Below are 14,834 nucleotides of genomic sequence, written 5' to 3'. Positions count from 1 at the left end.
TGCTTCATGATCGACCTGGGAGCGCTGCGTTCGCTGATCGCCGTGCGCGACCACGGCAGCATCGTGACGGCCGCGGCAGCGCTCGACTTCACCCCGTCCGCCGTCTCCCAGCAGATCAAGAAGCTCGAGCGACAGAGCGGGTCGCCAATGCTCGAACGCGTCGGCCGCAGCGTCATCCTGACCGAGCGGGGGAGGTTGCTGGCCCAACGTGGCGCACTGCTCCTCGCCGATCTCGAGCAGGTCGAGAACCTCGCGGTCGGCGGCGCCGAAGAGCTCCGGGGCACGTTCCGCATCGCCTCGTTCTCGACGGCTTCCCGGGGCGTTGTCGCACCGCTGCTGGCCCGGCTCCGATCTTCCGCGCCCGAGCTCGACGTCATGGTCACGGAGGTCGACCCTCGCGAAGCCGTCACCCTGGTCGAGCGCGGCGGCACCGACCTCTCGATCGTGCACGACTGGAGCACCATGCCCCTGGACGTGCCGACCACGCTCGAGAGGCAGCCGATTCACGACGACCGGGCGGACGTGCTGCTGCCATGGGACCACCGACTGAGCCTTCGTGACTCCGTCACCCCCATGGACCTCGTGGGCGAGCGATGGGTCACGACGCCCGCCGGGACGATCTGCCACGACTGGCTCCTCCACATGTTCGCGATGCACGGGGAGCGTCCGGACATCCGCTACTTCGACGGCTCATATGCGACCCACGAGGCAATGGTCGAGCAAGGTGTCGCAGTGGCGCTCGTGCCGCGCCTGGGCCGCGCGCCACTCCCGCCGCGGGTCCGCGCCATCCCGGTCGTCGACCCCACGCCGACGCGCCGGCTCAGCTCGCTGTGGCGCGCGTCCAGCCGCGAGAACCCGGCACGACTGCACGTCCAGCATCAGCTCGAGGAGCTCCTCCCGCCGGTCGCCTAGTCCGGGACCAAGACGCAAGGCTTCGCGGCTCCCGCCTGAGGGGAAGTCCTAGGGGGCGTTGAGCGGATCCTGCTCGACGCCGAAGCCACAGTGCTTCGCGACGAAATCGAAGATCTGCTTCTTCTGGGGCTCCCTGAACCGCAGGAAGAAGTACGCCTTGCCGGACTGCTCGCTGTCGACGTGGAGCGGCATCGTCGCGCCGGTGCGATCCTCCGCGACCACGTGCACGTCACACCGGTTGGGGATGATGCTCAGCACCGCGTGGTACGCCCCGCTGCCGGCGACGAGCTCGCGGTCGATGTTGGTCCCGGGAGCCGGCTTGAGCAGCGTCGTGCCGTCAACCGGACCGACCTGCACCGGACCACCCTTGTCCCTGGCCGTGAACGTGATCCCGATGTCGAGGATCGAGTCCCGCCCCTTGCCCCGCACTGCGAACGTGTCATCGACGCGGAGCCCTCCGATCGTGCTCTCCGCGCAATCACGCTTCATGAACCGAGCGACGCTGCCGTAGTGATCCTTGGGCCTGACGACCGACGTGCGTTCCTTGCCGTCGCCGATCCGGTACGTGACCCGCGCCTTCGCGTCGATTCCCGCGCCGGACTTCTTGGTGGGACAGCTGGCCGGCGCCATGTTCATCGTCAGGTTGACGGTGCCGCCAGGCGAGATCGTGGCCGGACCCACGTACCGCGACGCCTTGCCGAGCCGCCCGGACGTCACCTTCGCCGACGAGACCGTGAGCGGCTTGTCGCTCCGATTGACCACCTGGAGCTCGAAGTGTCGGTTCTGCAGGTCCTGGCGGGCCTGCTCGACCTGGAACGTCACACCCTTCGGCACCGTGGCCAGATCGTCACCGCCACTCCCGCCGCACGCGGTCAGCGGCAGGAGGAGCAGGACGAGCGCGCGACGCATGCCCCGATCGTATGTGCCTCAGGCACCCTTGAGCGTCCGCCAGGACACCAGTGCCGCGGCAAGCGCCACGATGATCGCCGTCGCCGACGTGAGCTGGACGCCCAGGTCGAACGCCTCGTGCGCCGATCGCAGCATCGCCTCGCCCACGCCGTTCGGATAGAACTTGGCGTACTCGACGGTCCCGCCCAGCGTCTCGAAGGACGAGTCGTTCTCGCCCCACTTCGCCACCGCGGGCACGGTCAAGTGCGAGCGGTACGTCGAGGTCAGGATGCTGCCGAGCACCGCCGTGCCCAGCACCGCTCCGACTTCGTACGCCGTCTCGGAGATCGCCGATGCGGCCCCGGCCTTGTAGGGCGGGACGCTCGACAGCATCAGGTCGTTGGTCAGGGTCTCGGCCAGGCCGATCCCGAGTCCCAGCACCGAGAACGCGATCATGATCGACACCGTCGAAGGCGTGCCGACGAACGCGGCGATGGCATAGCCGGCCGCAGACAGGCCGAAGCTGCCGGCCACGAGCGCCCGCGCCGGGAAGAAGCGGACGAGGCGGACCGCGGCGAACCCGGCGATGACCGTGACCAACAGGCCCGGCAGCAGGACCGTCGCCGCCGACAAGGGGGACAGGCCGACCACGAGCTGCAGGAACTGCGCCGCGAAGTAGACGAAGCCGGCGTATCCCATGAGGCTCAACAGGTTCGCGACGATCGCACCGCTGAAGACCCGGTCAGAGAACAGCGTCATGTCGATCAAGGGGTCGACGAGCCGGTGCTGCCGACGTACGAACATGACTCCGCTCGCAATGCCGACACCGAACCCGACGAGCGCTGGGTCGCTCAACCCATGCTCGGCAGCCTGCTTGATGCCGAACACGAACGGCAGCATCGCGGTCATCGAGAGCACGATGCTGGGGACGTCGATGCGGCCGGGGCGCGGGTCGCGGGACTCCGGCAGCAGGAACACCGCCGCGACGAGGAAGATCGCGATGATCGGCACGTTGATGAAGAACACCGATCCCCACCAGTAGTGCTCGAGCAGCCAGCCGCCGACAACGGGTCCGAGAGCCGCGCCTCCGGCGAACATGGCCGCCCACGTGGCGATCGCGAGCCGGCGATCGTCACCGTGCGTGAAGATGTTGCGGATCAGCGACAGTGTCGAGGGCATCAAGGTCGCGCCGAACACGCCGAGCAGGGCGCGTGAGGCGAACAGGGCCTCCGCGCTCGGGCTGAACGCCGCGCACACCGACGCGATGCCGAAGCCGACCGCGCCGATCAGCAGCAGGCGACGACGACCGATGCGGTCGCCGAGGCTGCCCATCGCCACGAGCAGGCCGGCCAGCATCAGGGGGTAGATGTCGACGAGCCAGAGCAGCTGCTCACCGGTCGGATGCAGCGCGACGCTGACCTGCGGAAGCGCGAAGCTGAGCACGGTGTTGTCGATCGAGGTCAGGAGGACGGGCAGCATGAGGACGCCGAGCGCCACCCATTCGCGCAGTCCAGCGCGTGGGGCATCCAGCTGTTCGGCGCGGTAGCGCGAGTCGATCGTGGTCATGGGGCCTCCTCCCAATTCGGAACGGACCAACTGTACCGTCCAGACGGTATAGTGAACGAGCCGGAGGCTGGTGATATTCCTCTCCATGGGGCGCGGCTAAGGTGTGCGCATGGCGGCCACCGAGCGTTCGACACGAGATCGCCTGATCGACGCGTTCGAGACCCTCCTGGTCACCGCCGGAAGCCGAGCCGCGACCCTCGACGCGGTCGCTGCCGAGGCCGAGGTGTCCAAGGGCGGTCTGCTCTACCACTTCCACAGCAAGGACGAGCTCGTCGAGGGCATGCTGACCCGGCTCCGCGAGCAGGGTGAGGCCGACGTCGCCAAGATGCGGACGGCCAAGAAGGGCCCTGTCGAGTTCTACCTCGCCACGTCGGTCAACACGGGCAGCAACTTCGACCGCGCGCTCGTCGCCGCGGGCCGCATCGCCCAGGAGAACGACTCACGCGCGGCTGCTGCACTCGCCGACCTCCGCGAGGGCTGGTTCACCGTCCTGCGTGAGCACCTCGGCGACGAGTCGCTCGCTCGTACGATCCAGCTGATCGGTGACGGTCTCTACTTCGACGACACCACGGGGCTGACGGAGAAGAATGCGCTCAAGCACGTACGCGCGGTGCTGAAACGCCTGGACGTGCTCTAGGAGCACTTCGGTGGTTGAGGTGCGAAGGCCGCCCGCGGCCGTAGCCTCGAAACCACAGCCAGCGGTCAGCAGTCCCTAGGAGTTCACCGGTAGTCACCGTGACGTGCACGCGTACGTCATCCGGCGCGTCTGCACTCGGGGCATGACACTCCTTCATCCGTACGTCCGCCGCACGGCGCACGCCCTCGGCGTCGCCGCCATCGCCACCGGAGCCGTCGCCGCGCCCGCGACCGCCGACAAGCCACCCACCGACCGGGCGCCCGCGACCAGGACGCACCACCAGGCGATCACGGTGTTCGCGCACCGTGGCGCCTCCGGCTACCGGCCCGAGCACACCCTCGCCGCGTACGCCCTGGCGATCAAGCTCGGCGCCGACTACATCGAGCCGGACCTCGTCAGCACCAAGGACGGCGTCCTCGTCGCCCGCCACGAGAACGAGATCAGTGGCACGACCGACGTCGCCGACCACCCCGAGTTCGCGCAGCGCAAGACGACCAAGACGGTCGACGGCGTCGTGGAGACCGGGTGGTTCACCGAGGACTTCACCTTGCAGGAGCTCAAGACCCTGCGGGCCAAGGAGCGGCTGCCGGCCGTACGCCCGGGCAACACGCGCTATGACGGACGCTTCGAGATCCCGACGTTCGACGAGGTCCTCGCACTCGCCAACTCCGAGGGCCACAAGCGCGGGCGCACGATCGGCGTCGCCCCCGAGACCAAGCACCCGACGTACTTCCGGTCGATCGGCCTGCCGCTCGAGAAGCCGCTGCTCCGGTCACTGACCAAGGCCGGTCGCAACTCGAGGCACGCCAAGGTCGTCATCCAGTCGTTCGAGACCTCGAACCTGCGAAGCCTCGCGCGGCAGACCCGCGTCCCGCTCGTCCAGCTGACGTCGGCAGCCGGCGCGCCGTACGACCTCGTGGCCACCGGCGACCCGCGCACGTACGCCGACCTCATGACGCCGGCCGGGCTGCGGGACGTCGCGACGTACGCCGCCTGGCTCGGCCCGGAGAAGAACAGCATCATCCCGCGCGACGCCAAGGGCTTCCTGACGACGCCGACTCCGCTGGTCAAGAACGCGCACCGGGCCGGCCTGAAGGTCGTGGCCTACACGTTCCGCGACGAGAACCAGTTCCTGCCGGCCGACTTCCGCGACGGCACGGACCCCAACGCCAAGGGCGACATCTTCGGTGAGCTCAACACGTTCTTCGAGGCTGGTCTCGACGGGGTCTTCGCCGACTACACCGACAGCGCCGACGCCGCGCGCGACTGGTGGGAGGAGAGCTAAAGGCCTGTTGGAGGCGGGCTCGGAGTTCTAGGGTTGAAGCATGTGCCGCAACATTCGTACCCTCCACAACTTCGAGCCCGCCGCGACCAACGACGAGGTCCAGGCCGCCGCGCTGCAGTACGTCCGCAAGATCAGCGGGGCGACCAAGCCGTCGAAGGCCAATGAAGAGGCGTTCAACCGCGCCGTCGCGGAGATCGCCCACATCACGGGGCACCTCCTCGAGGACCTGGTGACGACCGCGCCGCCCAAGGACCGCGAGGTCGAGGCGGCGAAGGCCAAGGCCCGCTCAGCCGCGCGCTTCGCCTCCGCCTGAGTCCGGTCGGGCTAATTGGTGGTTGAGGTGCGAAGGCCGCCCGCGGCCGCAGCCTCGAAACCACAGACCATCAGGGCTATCAACGCTCACACGTCGACCCAGGCCGTGCCGACCTGATCTACGACGGCACGTCCGGCGCTCGCCCGGGCCACCTCACCGGCGAACGCGATCGGATCGACCGCTGCGACAGTGAACACGGCCTCCGTGCCGTACGCGACATCGGTCACCTCACCGAGCGCCCGCAGCCGGTTGTCGAGCACTCCGGCGCCTCCTGCGGCGATCGTCACGGTCATGACGTGGCGCTGCTCGCGGCGCCGCACGCCAGCCGCGTCAAGCGCGAGCCCGACGCTCTCCCCGTACGCCCGGACGAGCCCGCCGGCCCCGAGCAGAGTGCCCCCGAACCACCTCGTCACCACCGCGACGACATCGCTGACGCCTCGGCGGGTGAGCACCTCGAGCATCGGCGCCCCCGCGGTGCCCGCCGGCTCACCGTCATCGTTCGAGCGTTGCAGCGCCGAGTCCGGTCCGATCACGAAGGCCGTGCAGTGGTGCCGTGCCGAGAAGTGCTGCTTGCGGATCGACTCGACGAACGTACGCGCGTCAGCCTCCGTCTCGACCCGGCGCAGATCACAGAGGAACCGTGACTTCTTTGCCTCGAGCTCTGCCGAGGCGTTGCGGGCAATCGTGACGTAGTGCGTCAGGGCTTGCGCAGCTTGAGGAAGATGCTGGGCCCGAAGTTGCTGCGCGCCAGACGACGCTGCGTCAGGCGCTCGGCGGCCAGCATCGCGCTGGTCGGCAGCGCCCGCTTGAGGGTCTGGCTGCGCAGGTTGGAGACCGAGAGCTTGTTCTCGAGCTTGAGGCCCGCGGCCCCGAGCTGACCGACGACGGTGTCGATGTTGTGGTTGACGAACGCGATCGCGTCGGGCTCGTCGGCCTTGGCCTTGCGGATGTTGACCGGCTCGGTCGGCAACGGCGTGCCTTCCTTCTTGTGGCGGCGCCGGTTCTTGAAGTGGCCGTAGTTGGCGACCTCGATGATCGCGGTGCCGCCGGGGGCGAGCACGCGGGAGATCTCCGCGAACTCCGCGGTCGGGTCGGGGAGGTGGTGCATGACGCGGATCATGGTGATCAGGTCGAGCTCGCCGTCCTCGAACTTGAGGTCGTCGGCCTGCATCTGGACCTGCTTGATGTCGGTGCCCTCGAGCACCCGCTTCGCCGCCTCGAGCTGGGTCGCGGCCGGCTCGGCCAGCGTGACCTCGTCCGAGAACGTACGCAGGAGGATGCACAGGCGTCCGAAGCCGCCACCGATGTCGGCCGCCTTGCGGTAGTGGTTGCCCTTCAGCAGCCGCCGGATCGCGATGTGCTCGGCGGCGTTCTCGTAGTCGCGGTTGTCCCAGTACTTCGTGTAGTCGTAGCCACGTTCGTACTGGTTGGCGACCTTCTTGGAGGGCTGTTCTTCAGTCACGCCGACCACAGTAACAACCCTCCGGGCACACGCTTAATCGTCCTTCGGTCGCTTCGCTCCCTCCCCCTACTCGCAGAGCTCGTGGGGGGACCCCCACCGCGACTTCGTCGCTAGGAACCGTAAGTGCGGGGGCCGAAGACGGGGGTCTCCTTGGCCATGCCGGCCTTGCGGGCGATCGTGGTGTTGCGGGACTTGAACATCGCCGCCTGGAGCCGGCGCTCGAGCCGGTACGCCCCACGGAGGCCCCGGTGTCGGGTGCCGTAGATCAGCCGTTTCGTCGCCGCGACCGAGTCGGGGGAGCGCTCGACGAGCTGGTCGACGAGTGCGAGCGCCGCTTTCAGGGGATCGGTGCTGACCTCGGTCGCGAGACCGAGCTCGGCCGCCTTCTCACCCGTGAACGACTCGCCGGTCATCGACAGCCGCATCACCACATCGGCCGGGAGCAGCTCGTTGAAAGGCACCGTGCCGGCCATGTCGGGGACGAGTCCCCACTTCGCCTCGAGGATCGACCAGGTCGCGTCCGGCGTCGTGAACCGGAAGTCGGCGCCGGCGGCGAGCTGCAGGCCCGCTCCGTAGCAATGGCCGTGCACCACGGCGATGACGGGCACCGGCAGGCTCCGCCAGATCGCGGTGACTTTCTGGAACTGGTTGACCGTCCGCGGACCGGCGAAGAAGAACCGGGCGACGCGCTTCTTGTCCTGGAACGCCGCCGCGAAGTCGAGGCCCGCGCAGAACGACCGGCCCTTGCCCTGCAGCACGACGGCGCGGATGTCGCGGTTGCCCTTGAGGGACTCGGCAGCCGCGATCAGGTCGGTGATCAGGTCGAGGTCGACGCCGTTGAGCTTGTCCGGACGGTTGAGCCATACGTACGCGATCGGGCCGTCGATCTCGGTGAGGACACGGGGTTCGGTCATGCCCGTCAGGCTATCCGGCCAGGTCTTCGACAGGCCGCCTGACCAGCGGAAAACGCACCGATCCACAGATGTTTGAAAACGCAACCCGGGGGCAATACCCCCGCATGGTCAACGTCAAGAGACTCCCGCTCCCACTCATCGAGACCTACGAGTGGCAGTACCAAGGTGCGTGCATGGGTGCCGACAGCGAGGTCTTCTTCTCGCCGGAGGCCGAGCGGGGCGCCAAGCGTGAGCGCAGGGAGCAGAACGCCAAGCGGCTCTGCTTCACGTGCCCGGTCATCGACCGTTGCCGCGAGCACGCGTTGACGGTGCAGGAGCCCTACGGAGTCTGGGGTGGCATGACCGAGAGTGAGCGCGCCGCCCTCACGCGCCACAAGGTCGCCAGCTGACTCTGGCGCCGAGTTCCTCTGATCGGTGTACAAAGGGAATGACATGACCACACCGACAACCCGCCACGTCATCGCGAAGGCCTGATTCGTATGCCCGCCTCTCGTCAGCCCAGCACGTCAGCCAAGATCCTCTATCGCCCCGTCGGCATCGTCAGCTCGATCGCCGGCGGTCTCATCGCCTCGATGCTGTTCAAGCAGATCTGGAAGCGGGTCAGTCGCGGCGACGACGCCGACCCGCCCACCCCGCTGCAGTCGGAGTACGCGTTCAAGGAGATCCTCCTGGCCGCACTGCTGCAGGGCGCGATCTTCGCCGCGGTCAAGGCGATCATCCAGCGGCAGGGTGCCAAGGGCTTCCAGCGCGTCACCGGCGAATGGCCGGGGTCATGAGCGAGCGAAGCGAGCGAACAATCAGGGTGGTCATGACGCCACCTCGCTATCGTGGGTTTCTCAGCGAGGCGGGGTCATGACGTCGGCCGCTGACCTGCTGGTCGACACGTTCGGACGGATCCACGAGGGCACCGCGATGGTCGTCGACGGTCTCTCGCCCGCGGAGCTGAGCCAGCGCGTCGCACCGGGTGCCAACACGATCGGCTGGCTCGTCTGGCACCTCATGCGGGTGCAGGACAACCACGTCGCCGACGCGGCCGGCTCCGACGAGGTCTGGTCGTCGGCCGGCTGGCACAAGCGCTTCGGACTGCCGTTCAGCGAGAGGGCCACGGGCTACGGCCACAGCCGCGACGACGTCGACACGGTCCACGTCACCGCCGAGCTGCTGGTCGGCTACGCCGAGGCGGTCACGGACGTGACGATCCGGTATGTCCAGGAGCTCACCAACGCCGACCTCGATCGCATCGTCGACAGCTCGTGGGACCCGCCGGTGACTCTCGGCGTACGCCTCATCAGCGTGATCGGCGACGACCTCAAGCACCTCGGCCAGGCCGAGTACGTCCGCGGCCTGATCTGACGTCTGGACCATGATGGCTCCATGCTGAGAGCCGAGGCGTTCCACGTCGAGACGCCCGCCGTGGTGATCGACCTGGACCAGGTCGTCCGGAACGTCGAGGAGATGGCCGGCGCGGCGGCCGCCCACGGCGTACGCCTGCGGCCGCACATCAAGTCCCACAAGATCCCGCTGCTCATGCACCTGCAGCTCGACGGCGGAGCGATCGGTGCGACCTGCGCAACCCTGCGCGAGGTGGAGACCATGATCGACGCCGGATGCCCGAGCATCACGCTGGCCTATCCGCCCCTGTCGGCCGACAAGGTCGACCGGCTGGTGACCTTGCGCGAGCGGGCTGAGATCCGGGTGACGCTCGACTCGGTCGAGTCCGCGACCCTGCTGGGCAACGCGGCCGGCTCCGAGCCGTTCGACGTGCTGCTCGAGGTCGACACCGGCCAGGGCCGTCTCGGCCGTGCGCCCGGCGCGCCCAGTGTCGAGCTCGGCCTCGAGATCGCCGCCGTCCCGGGTGTCCGGCTCATCGGGGTCTCGAGCCACGCCGGTCATGCGTATGCCGCGACGAGCCCAGGTGACCTCGTCCGGATCGCCAGCGCCGAAGCCGACGACCTCATGCGTACGTCCGAGGAGCTGCGCCGTCGGGGCGTGGCCGTCGAGGAGATCAGCGTCGGATCGACGCCGTCCGCCCGGGCCGGCTTCGGGCTCGGCATCACGGAGTCGCGCCCCGGCACGTACCTGATGAACGACGCCAACATGGTGCGCCTCGGCGTCGCGACCCACGAGACGTGCGCGGCCTTCGTGCTGGCGACGGTCATCTCGCGGCCGACGCCGAGCCGGGTCGTGATCGACGCCGGCACCAAGATGCTCAGCAGTGACGGCGTGGGCCGGGACGACTGGGTCCACGTGCTGCACCGGCCCGACCTGCACCCGGCGTTCCTGAGTGAGGAGCACGGCGTCTTCCACACCGACGACCCGTCAACGGCGCCCGCGATCGGTGAACGCGTGCTGGTCGTGCCGCACCATGTCTGCACCATGATGAACCTCTCCGACGAGGTGCACCTGGTCCGCGATGACGCGCTGGTTAATACGGTTCCGGTCCTTGCCAGAGGGCACTGACGATCCCGCTGAATTTGCAGTCTGCAAAGACAAATTGCGAGACATATGCCACGTGTGAGATAGACCCGTGCGTTCTGCCACTGGAGAGGGCATGATCGTTCGATGGTTGATGTCGACGCAGCACTGGACGAAGCAGGACTCAAGAATTCTCACGTGCGCGAGTACGTGCGCTACTGGGCAGATCTGACCGGAGCAGAGCGGGTCGAGGTGGTCAGCGCAGCTGACGACTCGCGGCTCATCGCCGAGGCGCTCGAGGCCGGTGAGCTCGAGCCGGCAGGCGAAGGGCTCTACTACTCACGCAGCTACGTGAAGGACACCGCGCGTTCGGAGGAGCGCACGATCGTCGCCACGAACAATCCCGCGGACAAGGGCGTCTACAACAACTGGCGACCCGCCTCGGAGATGAAGCCCCTGCTCGAGGACCGCATGCGCGGCGCCTCGGCGGGCAAGACGATGTACGTCATCCCCTACCTGATGTCACCTCCCGGCAACGCACTCGCGCCGTGGGCGGCCGGCGTGCAGGTGACCGACACCCGCACCGTCGTGCTGCACATGATCCGCATGGCGCGCGTCGGCGCAGAATTTCTCGAGGCCCTGGAGGACCCCGAGCAGTTCGTTCGCGCCGTGCACGTGACCGGTGACCTGGAGAACCTCGGCCAGGGCACCCCCAATGACCAGCGCTACTTCGTGACGGTCGCCGACGAACGTACGATCCTGCACTTCGGCTCGTCCTACGGCGGCAACGCCCTGCTCGGCAAGATCGCGCACGGACTGCGCCAGGCTGCATATGACGGCTGGGCGTCGCGCAAGTTCCTCGCCGAGCAGTACATGTTGATCGGCATCAAGGACAAGCAGACCGGCAAGACGTACCACATCTGCGGCGGCTTCCCGAGCGCCTCGGGCAAGACCAACCTCGCCATGATGCTCGCCCCCGATGTGCTCGGCGACCGCTATCACGTGTCGTTCTACGGTGACGACATCGCGTGGCTGTGGGTCGACGAGGCCAGCGGCAAGCTCTACGGCATGAACCCCGAGTACGGCGTCTTCGGCGTTGCCAAGGACACCAACGAGGGCACCAACCCGACCGCGCTCGCCTCGGTCGCCGAGGGCACGCAGGCGATCTTCACCAACATCGCCTACAACGTCGAGACGCACGAGGTCTGGTGGGAAGGTCGTACGCCCCACCCGCCGGCCGACAAGCATGGCTGGCTCGACTGGACAGGTTCCCCGATCGCCGATCGCGAGAACGGCGACGACAGCCCCTGGGCCCACCCCAACAGCCGCTTCACGACGCAGCTCGACAACGTCCCCAACATCGCCGAGGACTACAACGCCGCCTCCGGTGTGCCGATCGACGCGATCATCTTCGGAGGCCGCACCCGCGACCGTGAGCCGCTGATCCGCGCCATCACCGATCTGGCCGAAGGCGTCTACGACGGCCTGACGCTCGGCGCCGAGGCCACGTCCGCGGCCGAGGGTCTCGAGGGCATGCTGCGCTACGACCCGATGTCCAACCGCCCGTTCATGGCGTACGGCGAGGGTGACTACGCCCAGCACTACCTCAACATCGTCGGGGCGGCCAAGGACCTGCCGATCTTCGCGCACGTCAACTGGTTCCAGAAGGATCCCCAGGACGGTCACTACCTGTGGCCCGGCTACCGCGACAACCTGCGGCCGCTGCTGTGGCTCCTGCAGCTCAAGGCCGGTGAGGTCACGGGTCGTCAGACGCCGGTCGGCATCATCCCGACCGCCGAGGAGCTCAACCTCGACGGCGTCGACATCACGCCTGAGGACCTCGAGACCATCCTGTCGATCGACAACGCGCGCTGGCGCCAGGAGATGGGCTTCCGCGAGGAGCACCTCAAGCAGTTCGACAACATGCCCCAAGAGATCTGGGAGGCGCACCGTCGCGTGTCAGCCGCCCTGGACGCCGATCAGGCGTAGCCACGAGGAAACGACAGAACCCCCGGCCCAGAGGTCCGGGGGTTCTGTCTTTCACCGTGGCCTGACCGATTGGGCTGCCATGACCGAGACTGGTGGGGTGTCGTACGAAGAGGACCGGGCGTTCCGGAGAGTCCTCGTCCATGGCTACCCGCGACAAGTCACACGTTCAGCGATCTTCGACCTGGTGATCCCGGCGCTGCTCCTGCGGACCACGGACACCTCCTGGTCAGAGCTGGTGCGCGTGTCCACCGCGCATGGTCCGACGGTGGCCTTCAGCGCCCGGGACGTTCGGTCGCCGGGCATTCTTCGAGCAACAGCAGTTGCCCGGGCTGCCGGCTTCGACACTGTCGTCCGCTCCCCGGGCGGCAGGATGCTCGCGTACGACAGCGGGGCTGTGATCATCGACCACGTCACGCGTCCTTTCGATCTCCGGCAGGCCGGGGGTTCGACGTTCGCGCACAACGCCGAGAGCCACGTGAACGTTCTGCGCGCCATGGGTGACATCGACGCACGCATTGGCGAGGTGGAGGGCGAGTACTGCCCCGGCGAGTACAGCGTGAACGTGGGCGGACTCGCCAAGGTCATCGGATCCGCGCAACGGATCACCGGCACCAGCGCGTTGTTCAGCACCGTCGTCCAGGTCGCCGTCTCGGACCGGGTACGTGCTGTGATCGTCGCAGTCTCCGAAGCTCTGGGCTACGAGTTGCGTGAGACATCCATCGCCGGCCTCGCGGACTACGAACCCTCGCTCACGGCCGATCGCGTCGCCGCGAAGTTCGCGGCGGACTACCGACACCGACTCGCGATGATCGACGCGCACCTGGCACAAGGCGTGCTCGACCACGCATCAGCCGCGGCCACGGTCCCGCAGGCCGATGCGCCGTTCGACGTGAATGCCTGGAGTCGGACGACACCACTCGAGGGTTCGACGGTCGAGGTTGTTGCTGACGACAGATACAGATGACAGCAGGGCCCCGACGAATGTGTCGACGCCCTGCTGTCTACCTTTTGTGCGCGAGGGGGGATTTGAACCCCCACGCCCTTGCGGACACTGGCACCTGAAGCCAGCGCGTCTACCATTCCGCCACCCGCGCATGATCCCCGCGACGTGCCGGGGACCGGTAAATGAGTCTAACAGGCTGATTCGGGTGCGATTCCTCACGCCCACCCCTGCTGCGAAGTAGCGAGGATGGGCTCTCCCGATACGATCGCAGGGTAGAACCACGACTAGGGAAAGGCGGAGGCTGATGGCGGGGGTGCTGCAGCGATTCGAACAACGCCTCGAGGGCGCCGTGACCAGCGCGTTCGCTCGGGCGTTCCGCAGTGCCGTGCAGCCGGTCGAGATCGCCGCCGCCCTGCAGCGCGAGGTCGACAACTCCGCCCACATCTTGTCGCGCGAGCGGATGCTCGTGCCCAACGTCTTCACCGTCGAGCTGTCCCCACCCGACTTCGACCGGCTCAACCCGTTCAGCACGACGCTGGCCGACGAGCTCGCGACTCTCGTCAAGGAGCACGTCAGCGAGCAGCGCTACACGATGGCCGGCCCGCTCGAGATCTCGTTCACCAAGACGGGTGAGCTCAGCACCGGCCGCTTCCGCGTACGCAGCAAGACCAGCGCCTCCGTGACGCCGGTCGCCGGCCAGCGGATGACCGACACCGCGATTCGCAGCTCCAACGTCCTGCTCGAGGTCAACGGCATGAAGCACCCGGTCGAGCCCCCGGGTGTCGTCATCGGCCGGGGCAACGAGGCCGACCTCAAGATCGACGATCCCGGCATCTCGCGACGGCACGCCGAGATCAAGGTTCACCAGAGTGGTGCCGAGACGACCGTGACGGTCGTCGACCTCAACTCGACCAACGGTGTCGTCCTCAACGGTCACAAGGTCGCCACGGGTGTCGTCACCGACGGATCCGAGATCCGTCTCGGCAACACCGTGATCGTGATCCGGATGACCGAGGTCGGCCACTAGATGTCAGAGCTCACCCTCACGCTGATCAAGCTCGGCTTCCTGGCCGTGCTGTGGCTGTTCGTGCTGTCCGCGGTGTCGGTCATCCGCTCCGACATCTTCGGCACCAAGGCCCCCGCGGCACCGCGCCCGGCCAAGAACAAGCAGAAGGCACCGGCGAAGACCAAGACCAAGAGCCGCAAGGCACCGCGTGGCGTGCCGACCAAGCTCCAGGTCGTCTCCGGTCCCAACGCCGGCCAGAGCGTGCCGCTCGGCGACAAGCCGATCCTGCTGGGCCGCGGCACCGACGCCGCCATCCGGCTCGACGACGACTACGTGTCGACGCGCCACGCCCGGTTCGCGACCAACGGCGAGCAGTGGTTCGTGGAGGACCTCGGCTCGACCAACGGCACCTACCTCGGCAGCCAGCGCATCACCTCGCCCGTCCCGATCGGTCTCGGCATCGCCGTCCGACTCGGCAAGACCATCGTCGAGCTGCAGAAGTAG

17 protein-coding genes and 1 tRNA gene are annotated in these 14,834 nt (G+C 67.7%); 12 read left to right on the top strand and 6 right to left on the bottom strand.

All coding sequences use genetic code 11. The features are described from left to right. Window positions 1-6: 6 nt before the first annotated feature. A complete protein-coding gene (locus AC1DVU_RS04980) occupies window positions 7-912 on the top strand; it encodes a LysR family transcriptional regulator (protein WP_476921313.1) in 906 nt (301 codons plus the stop codon). A 48-nt stretch (window positions 913-960) separates the two neighbouring features. Here the strand turns inward: AC1DVU_RS04980 and AC1DVU_RS04975 are convergent, their stop codons facing one another. Next, window positions 961-1,821, bottom strand: a complete 861-nt coding sequence (locus AC1DVU_RS04975) for a hypothetical protein (RefSeq protein WP_476921312.1) — start codon at window positions 1,819-1,821, stop codon at window positions 961-963. Window positions 1,822-1,839: 18 nt separating this feature from the next. Next, on the bottom strand, window positions 1,840-3,366 hold the full coding sequence (locus AC1DVU_RS04970; RefSeq protein ID WP_476921311.1) for an MFS transporter: 1,527 nt from the start codon (window positions 3,364-3,366) through the stop codon (window positions 1,840-1,842). Between the two features lie 109 nt (window positions 3,367-3,475). Here AC1DVU_RS04970 and AC1DVU_RS04965 point away from each other — a divergent pair, with 109 nt between their 5' ends. From AC1DVU_RS04965 to AC1DVU_RS04955, 3 genes are all read left to right on the top strand, one after another. Further along, window positions 3,476-4,003 carry a TetR/AcrR family transcriptional regulator gene (locus AC1DVU_RS04965; protein ID WP_476921310.1) on the top strand — a complete coding sequence of 176 codons (528 nt, stop codon included), beginning with the start codon at window positions 3,476-3,478 and terminating at the stop codon, window positions 4,001-4,003. 142 nt (window positions 4,004-4,145) lie between these two features. Then, window positions 4,146-5,288: a glycerophosphodiester phosphodiesterase gene (locus AC1DVU_RS04960; RefSeq protein ID WP_476921309.1), complete on the top strand. Its 1,143-nt coding sequence runs from the start codon at window positions 4,146-4,148 to the stop codon at window positions 5,286-5,288. 40 nt (window positions 5,289-5,328) lie between these two features. Next, window positions 5,329-5,601, top strand: a complete 273-nt coding sequence (locus AC1DVU_RS04955) for a DUF2277 domain-containing protein (RefSeq protein WP_056400739.1) — start codon at window positions 5,329-5,331, stop codon at window positions 5,599-5,601. A gap of 86 nt (window positions 5,602-5,687) precedes the next feature. Here AC1DVU_RS04955 and AC1DVU_RS04950 read toward each other — a convergent pair whose 3' ends face one another. The 3 genes from AC1DVU_RS04950 to AC1DVU_RS04940 form a co-directional block, all read right to left on the bottom strand. Then, on the bottom strand, window positions 5,688-6,302 hold the full coding sequence (locus tag AC1DVU_RS04950; protein ID WP_476921595.1) for a YigZ family protein: 615 nt from the start codon (window positions 6,300-6,302) through the stop codon (window positions 5,688-5,690). After that, the gene (locus AC1DVU_RS04945) at window positions 6,299-7,063 is read right to left on the bottom strand and encodes a class I SAM-dependent methyltransferase (protein ID WP_476921308.1); all 765 of its coding nucleotides are present in this window, start codon (window positions 7,061-7,063) and stop codon (window positions 6,299-6,301) included. The genes AC1DVU_RS04950 and AC1DVU_RS04945 overlap by 4 nt, the downstream gene beginning before the upstream one ends. A 110-nt stretch (window positions 7,064-7,173) precedes the next feature. Next, entirely contained in the window at window positions 7,174-7,977 is an 804-nt protein-coding gene (locus AC1DVU_RS04940) for a crotonase/enoyl-CoA hydratase family protein (RefSeq protein ID WP_476921307.1), read from the bottom strand. Window positions 7,978-8,045: 68 nt separating this feature from the next. Between AC1DVU_RS04940 and AC1DVU_RS04935 the strand changes: the two genes are divergently transcribed. From AC1DVU_RS04935 to AC1DVU_RS04910, 6 genes are all read left to right on the top strand, one after another. Then, window positions 8,046-8,366, top strand: coding sequence for a WhiB family transcriptional regulator (locus tag AC1DVU_RS04935; RefSeq protein ID WP_476921306.1), 321 nt, complete (start codon window positions 8,046-8,048; stop codon window positions 8,364-8,366). Window positions 8,367-8,456: 90 nt separating this feature from the next. Next, window positions 8,457-8,753: a DUF4235 domain-containing protein gene (locus tag AC1DVU_RS04930; protein ID WP_476921305.1), complete on the top strand. Its 297-nt coding sequence runs from the start codon at window positions 8,457-8,459 to the stop codon at window positions 8,751-8,753. Between the two features lie 76 nt (window positions 8,754-8,829). Then, window positions 8,830-9,330 carry a mycothiol transferase gene (locus tag AC1DVU_RS04925; protein ID WP_476921304.1) on the top strand — a complete coding sequence of 167 codons (501 nt, stop codon included), beginning with the start codon at window positions 8,830-8,832 and terminating at the stop codon, window positions 9,328-9,330. Between the two features lie 21 nt (window positions 9,331-9,351). After that, on the top strand, window positions 9,352-10,437 hold the full coding sequence (locus AC1DVU_RS04920; RefSeq protein WP_476921303.1) for an alanine racemase: 1,086 nt from the start codon (window positions 9,352-9,354) through the stop codon (window positions 10,435-10,437). A gap of 102 nt (window positions 10,438-10,539) precedes the next feature. Further along, window positions 10,540-12,381 carry a phosphoenolpyruvate carboxykinase (GTP) gene (locus tag AC1DVU_RS04915; protein WP_476921302.1) on the top strand — a complete coding sequence of 614 codons (1,842 nt, stop codon included), beginning with the start codon at window positions 10,540-10,542 and terminating at the stop codon, window positions 12,379-12,381. 79 nt (window positions 12,382-12,460) lie between these two features. Then, window positions 12,461-13,345, top strand: coding sequence for a hypothetical protein (locus AC1DVU_RS04910; protein ID WP_476921301.1), 885 nt, complete (start codon window positions 12,461-12,463; stop codon window positions 13,343-13,345). A 47-nt stretch (window positions 13,346-13,392) separates the two neighbouring features. Here AC1DVU_RS04910 and AC1DVU_RS04905 read toward each other — a convergent pair. Further along, a tRNA-Leu gene (locus tag AC1DVU_RS04905) sits at window positions 13,393-13,475 on the bottom strand. 153 nt (window positions 13,476-13,628) lie between these two features. Here AC1DVU_RS04905 and AC1DVU_RS04900 point away from each other — a divergent pair. Together AC1DVU_RS04900 and AC1DVU_RS04895 are read left to right on the top strand one after the other, a co-directional pair. After that, entirely contained in the window at window positions 13,629-14,351 is a 723-nt protein-coding gene (locus AC1DVU_RS04900) for an FhaA domain-containing protein (protein WP_476921300.1), read from the top strand. Then, a complete protein-coding gene (locus AC1DVU_RS04895; RefSeq protein WP_476921299.1) occupies window positions 14,352-14,834 on the top strand; it encodes an FHA domain-containing protein FhaB/FipA in 483 nt (160 codons plus the stop codon).

The sequence above is a fragment of the Aeromicrobium sp. P2_G6 genome, from assembly GCF_056403535.1.
Note: the sequence above shows the minus strand (reverse complement) of the source record. Positions and strands in the feature narration are given on the sequence as shown.

Coding starts and splice junctions, on each gene's coding strand:
- AC1DVU_RS04975 (WP_476921312.1), bottom strand. CDS start 1,821: ATGCGTCGCGCGCTCGTCCTGCTCCTCCTGCCGCTGACCGCGTGCGGC.
- AC1DVU_RS04930 (WP_476921305.1), top strand. CDS start 8,457: ATGCCCGCCTCTCGTCAGCCCAGCACGTCAGCCAAGATCCTCTATCGC.
- AC1DVU_RS04935 (WP_476921306.1), top strand. CDS start 8,046: ATGTTTGAAAACGCAACCCGGGGGCAATACCCCCGCATGGTCAACGTC.
- AC1DVU_RS04915 (WP_476921302.1), top strand. CDS start 10,540: ATGGTTGATGTCGACGCAGCACTGGACGAAGCAGGACTCAAGAATTCT.
- AC1DVU_RS04910 (WP_476921301.1), top strand. CDS start 12,461: ATGACCGAGACTGGTGGGGTGTCGTACGAAGAGGACCGGGCGTTCCGG.
- AC1DVU_RS04925 (WP_476921304.1), top strand. CDS start 8,830: ATGACGTCGGCCGCTGACCTGCTGGTCGACACGTTCGGACGGATCCAC.
- AC1DVU_RS04955 (WP_056400739.1), top strand. CDS start 5,329: ATGTGCCGCAACATTCGTACCCTCCACAACTTCGAGCCCGCCGCGACC.
- AC1DVU_RS04980 (WP_476921313.1), top strand. CDS start 7: ATGATCGACCTGGGAGCGCTGCGTTCGCTGATCGCCGTGCGCGACCAC.
- AC1DVU_RS04965 (WP_476921310.1), top strand. CDS start 3,476: ATGGCGGCCACCGAGCGTTCGACACGAGATCGCCTGATCGACGCGTTC.
- AC1DVU_RS04920 (WP_476921303.1), top strand. CDS start 9,352: ATGCTGAGAGCCGAGGCGTTCCACGTCGAGACGCCCGCCGTGGTGATC.
- AC1DVU_RS04895 (WP_476921299.1), top strand. CDS start 14,352: ATGTCAGAGCTCACCCTCACGCTGATCAAGCTCGGCTTCCTGGCCGTG.
- AC1DVU_RS04960 (WP_476921309.1), top strand. CDS start 4,146: ATGACACTCCTTCATCCGTACGTCCGCCGCACGGCGCACGCCCTCGGC.
- AC1DVU_RS04900 (WP_476921300.1), top strand. CDS start 13,629: ATGGCGGGGGTGCTGCAGCGATTCGAACAACGCCTCGAGGGCGCCGTG.
- AC1DVU_RS04940 (WP_476921307.1), bottom strand. CDS start 7,977: ATGACCGAACCCCGTGTCCTCACCGAGATCGACGGCCCGATCGCGTAC.
- AC1DVU_RS04970 (WP_476921311.1), bottom strand. CDS start 3,366: ATGACCACGATCGACTCGCGCTACCGCGCCGAACAGCTGGATGCCCCA.